This window comes from Spirillospora sp. NPDC049652 (assembly GCF_040675125.1).
GTDB lineage: Bacteria > Actinomycetota > Actinomycetes > Streptosporangiales > Streptosporangiaceae > Spirillospora.
Genome location: NZ_JBFAOF010000600.1, coordinates 1 through 4,520, shown reverse-complemented (window position 1 = coordinate 4,520; position 4,520 = coordinate 1). Strand labels below are relative to the sequence as shown.

The 4,520-nt window shown below is 72.1% G+C and carries 5 protein-coding genes; 3 read left to right on the top strand and 2 right to left on the bottom strand.

Annotated elements, in window-relative coordinates; all coding sequences use genetic code 11:
• Positions 1-147: 147 nt before the first annotated feature.
• On the bottom strand, positions 148-954 hold the full coding sequence (locus AB0J52_RS28795) for a TetR family transcriptional regulator (protein ID WP_500185631.1): 807 nt from the start codon (positions 952-954) through the stop codon (positions 148-150).
• Positions 955-1,059: 105 nt separating this feature from the next.
• Between AB0J52_RS28795 and AB0J52_RS28790 the strand changes: the two genes are divergently transcribed.
• Positions 1,060-1,881: an NAD(P)H-binding protein gene (locus AB0J52_RS28790; RefSeq protein ID WP_500185630.1), complete on the top strand. Its 822-nt coding sequence runs from the start codon at positions 1,060-1,062 to the stop codon at positions 1,879-1,881.
• A 115-nt stretch (positions 1,882-1,996) separates the two neighbouring features.
• Here AB0J52_RS28790 and AB0J52_RS28785 read toward each other — a convergent pair whose 3' ends face one another.
• Positions 1,997-2,533, bottom strand: a complete 537-nt coding sequence (locus AB0J52_RS28785) for a PadR family transcriptional regulator (RefSeq protein WP_500185629.1) — start codon at positions 2,531-2,533, stop codon at positions 1,997-1,999.
• A 103-nt stretch (positions 2,534-2,636) separates the two neighbouring features.
• Here AB0J52_RS28785 and AB0J52_RS28780 point away from each other — a divergent pair, with 103 nt between their 5' ends.
• Positions 2,637-3,221 carry a hypothetical protein gene (locus AB0J52_RS28780; protein WP_500185628.1) on the top strand — a complete coding sequence of 195 codons (585 nt, stop codon included), beginning with the start codon at positions 2,637-2,639 and terminating at the stop codon, positions 3,219-3,221.
• Positions 3,222-3,263: 42 nt separating this feature from the next.
• The coding region (locus AB0J52_RS28775) for a carotenoid oxygenase family protein (protein ID WP_500185627.1) at positions 3,264-4,520 on the top strand (1,257 nt) is incomplete at its 3' end.

The following is a 4,520-nucleotide window of genomic DNA, read 5'->3' as shown; positions in this document are numbered from 1 at the left end:
GCCTTCCGCGTCGCGTGCGTCGCGTGCGCCTTCAGCGTCCCGCGCCCCTCCCGTGTCGCTTGCACCTTCCGCGTCTCACGCGCCTTCTGCGTCTCGCGCGCCTTCTGCGTCTCGCGCGCCTTCAGCGTCTCGCGCGCCTTCCACGTCTCACGCGCCTTCTGCGTCGCGTGCGCCTTCCGCGCCTCGCGCGCCTTCCACGTCCCGCGCGCCTTTCGCGTCGCGCGCGCCTTCCGCGTCGCGTGCGTCTCCTGGGTCGCGTGCGGACTTCGGGGCGGAGTCGGGGGCCGCGAGGTGGGCGACCACGCGGCGCAGCTGGTCGGCGTAGCGGGCGCGGAACTCGGGTGAGGTGGCGTCCATTCCTGTCACGTACCGGACGATGTTCGGCATCGTCGTCGGGACGGAGACAGCGGCCATCATGATCAGCATGACCATCTCGGGGTCGAGGTCGGCGGCGAGCTCACCCTCGGCCTGGCGGCGGCGCAGGTCGGACATGTCCTCGCGGCCGCTCGGCAGCCCGGCGTAGTCGCCGGTCAGCCCCATCCAGGCGTTCAGCCGGGTGGCGCGCGGCTCGTTCATCGAGTGCTCCAGGTACCGGACCATGAGTTCCGGCAGCGGGATGTCCGGGGTGGCGAACTCGGCCTCGCGCTCGGCCCAGGAGCGCCCGATCGCGGCGTACAACCCGGCCTTGCCGCCGTAGTAGTAGCTGATGAGCTGCTTGTTCACACCGGCGCGGTCGGCGATGTCCTGCACGCGCGCGCCCGCGTAGCCCTTGGCGGAGAACTCTTCGAGCGCCGCGTCCAGCAGCAGCCGCTTGGAGCGTTCGGCGTCAAGCTTGCGCTCCCCGCCGCGCGGCGCGCGCCGGCGCGCGCGTCCGACCTTCGCCGCCTCCGCCCCCGCACCCTCGCCCGCGGCCTGGGGCTCAGCGGCCGACGCGCTCTTCTCCGTGTCCTTCATGCCGCCATCGTAGCCAAAAGTTCATCCATCTAGTTGGTTGACAAGTTCATCCGCCTGGTTGAACATGGACACCACTTCAACCAGACGGATGAAAAGAGAGTCGCCATGTTCCTGATCACCGGAGCCACCGGAAACGTCGGCCGCCACCTGGTCGCCGAGCTCGCCACCACGGGGCACAAGGTGCGCGCCCTCACCCGCGACCCCGCCTCCGCCCGCTTCCCGGCGGGCGTCGAGGCCGCCGCCACCGCGGACATGCCCCTGGACGGCGTCGACGCCGTGTTCGTCAACCCGGCCGTGTTCTACGGCGGGTTCGGCGACCTGCTCGACCGCTGCCGCGAGCACGGCGTGCGCCGCGTCGTCATGCTGTCCTCGTCGTCCGCCCTGTCGGCCGGTCCGGGCAACCCCATCGGGCAGCTCCACCTGGCCAAGGAGCAGGAGATCGAGGCGTCGGGGCTGGAGTGGGTGTTCCCGCGGCCCGGCGCCTTCGCGGCCAACGCCGCGAACTGGGCCGGACAGGTCCGCGCGGACGGCGTCGTGCGCGGCCCGTACGCCGGGGCGCAGACCGCGCCGATCCACGAGCGCGACATCGCCGCCGTCTGCGCCCGCGCGCTGACCGGCGACGACCTGGTCGGGACGCGCCCGGTGCTGTCCGGGCCCGAGTCGCTGACGTTCGCCGACCAGGCCCGGCTGATCGGCGAGGCCATCGGCAAGGACGTCCGCTACGAGGAGCTGTCCCGCGAGGACGCGCGCGCCCGGATGCTCGGCGGCGGCTACATGACGCCCGCGATCGCCGACTCCCTGCTGGACATGTTCGCCTCGTGCGTGGGCCGTCCCGCCGAGATCTCGGCCGAGGTCGAGCGCATCACCGGACGCCCGGCGCGCTCGTTCGCGGTGTGGGCGGCCGACAACGCCGACATGTTCACCTGAGCCCCGCGCCCAGTCCCCGCCTCAGTGCCGCTTCATCTGGCCGGCTCCCGTCCCGGGGCCGGCCTCGGCCTTTCCCGCGAGCGCCGGAGGCTCAGCCCTCGCGAGCGCCGGAGGCTCAGCCCTTCGGGGCGTCGCGCTCGGCCAGCTCCTGGAGGACCCAGTCGTACCACTCGCGCCGCATGGCCAGGAAACGCTTCCCGTACTCCATCGCGAGGCGGCCGTAGAACGACAGGTTGTCGTCGTCCCACTCGATCCGGCCCTCCAGCTCCTTCAGATCGGAAAGGCTGCGGTCGAGCCCGGCGGCCTGCCTCCGGACGAAGGCGACGGCCTCGTCCGGTTCGACCTGGCCGAGGAAGAACAACCGCAGCAGGAGGTCGTCGCGCCGGACGGCCTTCGGCGGGACCTCCAGCAGCCAGCGCCGCAGCTCGGCGCGGCCGGCCTCGGTGACGCGGTACTCCTTGCGCCCGCGCGGGCCCTCGCTGGCGACCTCGATGAGCCCCTCCCCGGTGAGCTTGTTCAGCTCCCCGTAGAGCTGGCTCTGGGTCGCCTGCCAGACGTTGCCCATGGAGATCTCGAACATCTTGAGCAGGTCGTAGCCGCTGGCCCCGTCCATCTCGACCAGCAGTCCCAGCGCGGCGTGTCGAAGGCTCATGTTCCGGAGCATACACGTCTGTATTGACATGTCGAAAGTGGAAAGTCTAAGTTCGACATGTCAAAACCGACAGGTACACACGAACGGCAAGAGGCGACCACCGATGGCGAAGTACTACGGACTCACGTTCCTCCCCTGGATCATCCTGGCCGTGGTCAGCGGCTTCAACCCGCAGGCCGGGGCCGCCGCGGGACTCGTCGCGGCGGTCGTCCTGCTCGCCGCCGAGCTGCGCCGCGGCCGCCGCTGGGACGAGCTGATCCTGGAGGCCTCCACGGCGGTGTTCCTGGCCGGCTTCACCGCGCTGGTCGTCGCCGTCCCGCACGCCGCGATCGTCCACTACGGCGCGTCCCTGTCGATCGGCTGGCTCGCGCTGACCGCGTGGGGCACGATCGCCGCGGGCGTCCCGTTCACCGAGGGCATCGGCCGCCGGCAGGTCTCGCCGGAGGTCGCCGGAACCGAGCTGTTCCACCGGATCGCCGTCGTCCTGACCACCGCCTGGGCCGCCGCGTTCACCGTCTCGGCAGTCTGCCTCGGCGTCACCCAGTACCTCGCGCCGCACCAGACGGCCCTGCTGATCGCCATCAAGGTCGCCTGCTTCACGGCCCCCGCCCTGTTCACCGGCCGGTACCCCGAGGTCGCGCGCAAGCGGTACTTCGCCGAGCACGGCATCAAGGCGCCCAGCGCCTGACCCCCGTCCCGCCCCGTCCCCCTCCCGCACCAGGAGAACGCCATGGACCTCTGGCTCGACGGTCACCGGGCGCCCGTCCCGGACGAGACCACCGCGCACGACCTGCCCGTCACGGGCGTCCTGCCCGCCGAGCTGAACGGCCGCTACCTGCGCAACGGGCCCAACCCGAGGCCCGGCGAGCCGAGCGGGCACTGGTTCACCGGCCACGGCATGGTGCACGGGATCCGGCTGCGTGACGGGCGCGCCGAGTGGTACCGCAACCGCTGGGTCCGGACGCGCCGCTTCACCGACGACGCCCCGTTCGTCCGGGCGGACGGCACCTTCGACCTCGCGTCCGTCCAGGCGAACACGCACGTGATCGCGCACGACGGGACGGTGTACGCGCTGGTCGAGGCGGGTCTCCCCTACGAGCTGACGCCCGAGCTGGACACGGTCGGGCCGTGCGACTTCGGCGGGCTGCTCACGACGGCGATGACGGCCCATCCCAAGCGCGATCCGCGCACCGGCGACCTGCTGTTCTTCGGCTACGGCTTCGTCCCGCCCTACCTGACCTACCACCGGCTGTCGGCGGACGGGAAGCTCGTGGAGAGCCGCGAGGTCGAGGTGCCCGGCCCGACGATGATGCACGACTTCGCCATCACGGAGAACCACGTCGTCTGGCTCGACCTGCCGATGGTGTTCGACCTGGAGCTCGCCGGGCGGGGCGGGATGCCGTTCCGCTGGGACGACTCCTACGGCGCGCGGCTCGGCGTGATGCCGCGCGCGGGCGACGGTCCGGTGCGCTGGTTCGATGTCGACCCCTGCTACGTGTTCCATGTCGGCAACGCCTACGAGAACGGTCGCGGGGGCGTCGTTCTCACGGGTGCGCGATACCGCGACGCCGACATCGCCGCGTTGTGGGGCGACATCGGCGGCGCACCGGACCCGGCGTCCTCGGCGGCGGCCTCGGGCGTGTCCCGGCTGCACCGCTGGACGCTCGACCCGGCCACCGGGCGCGCGTCCGAAGAAGTGCTGGACGACCGCGACGTCGAGTTCCCCACCCACGACGACGGCCGCACCGGCCTGCCGCACCGCTTCCTCTACACGGTCTCGGGATCGTCCCTGGTCAAATACGACCTGGAGACGGCGACGTCGGCCGCGCGCGACTTCGGCGGGCACGTCGGCGAGGCGGTGTTCGTCCCGGCGGAGGACGGCCGGTCCGAGGACGACGGGCGGCTGCTGACGATCGCGTCCGACCCGGCGGGCTCGCGCCTGCTGGTGCTGGACGCGGCGGACCTGTCGGAGCGGGCCCGGGTGGAG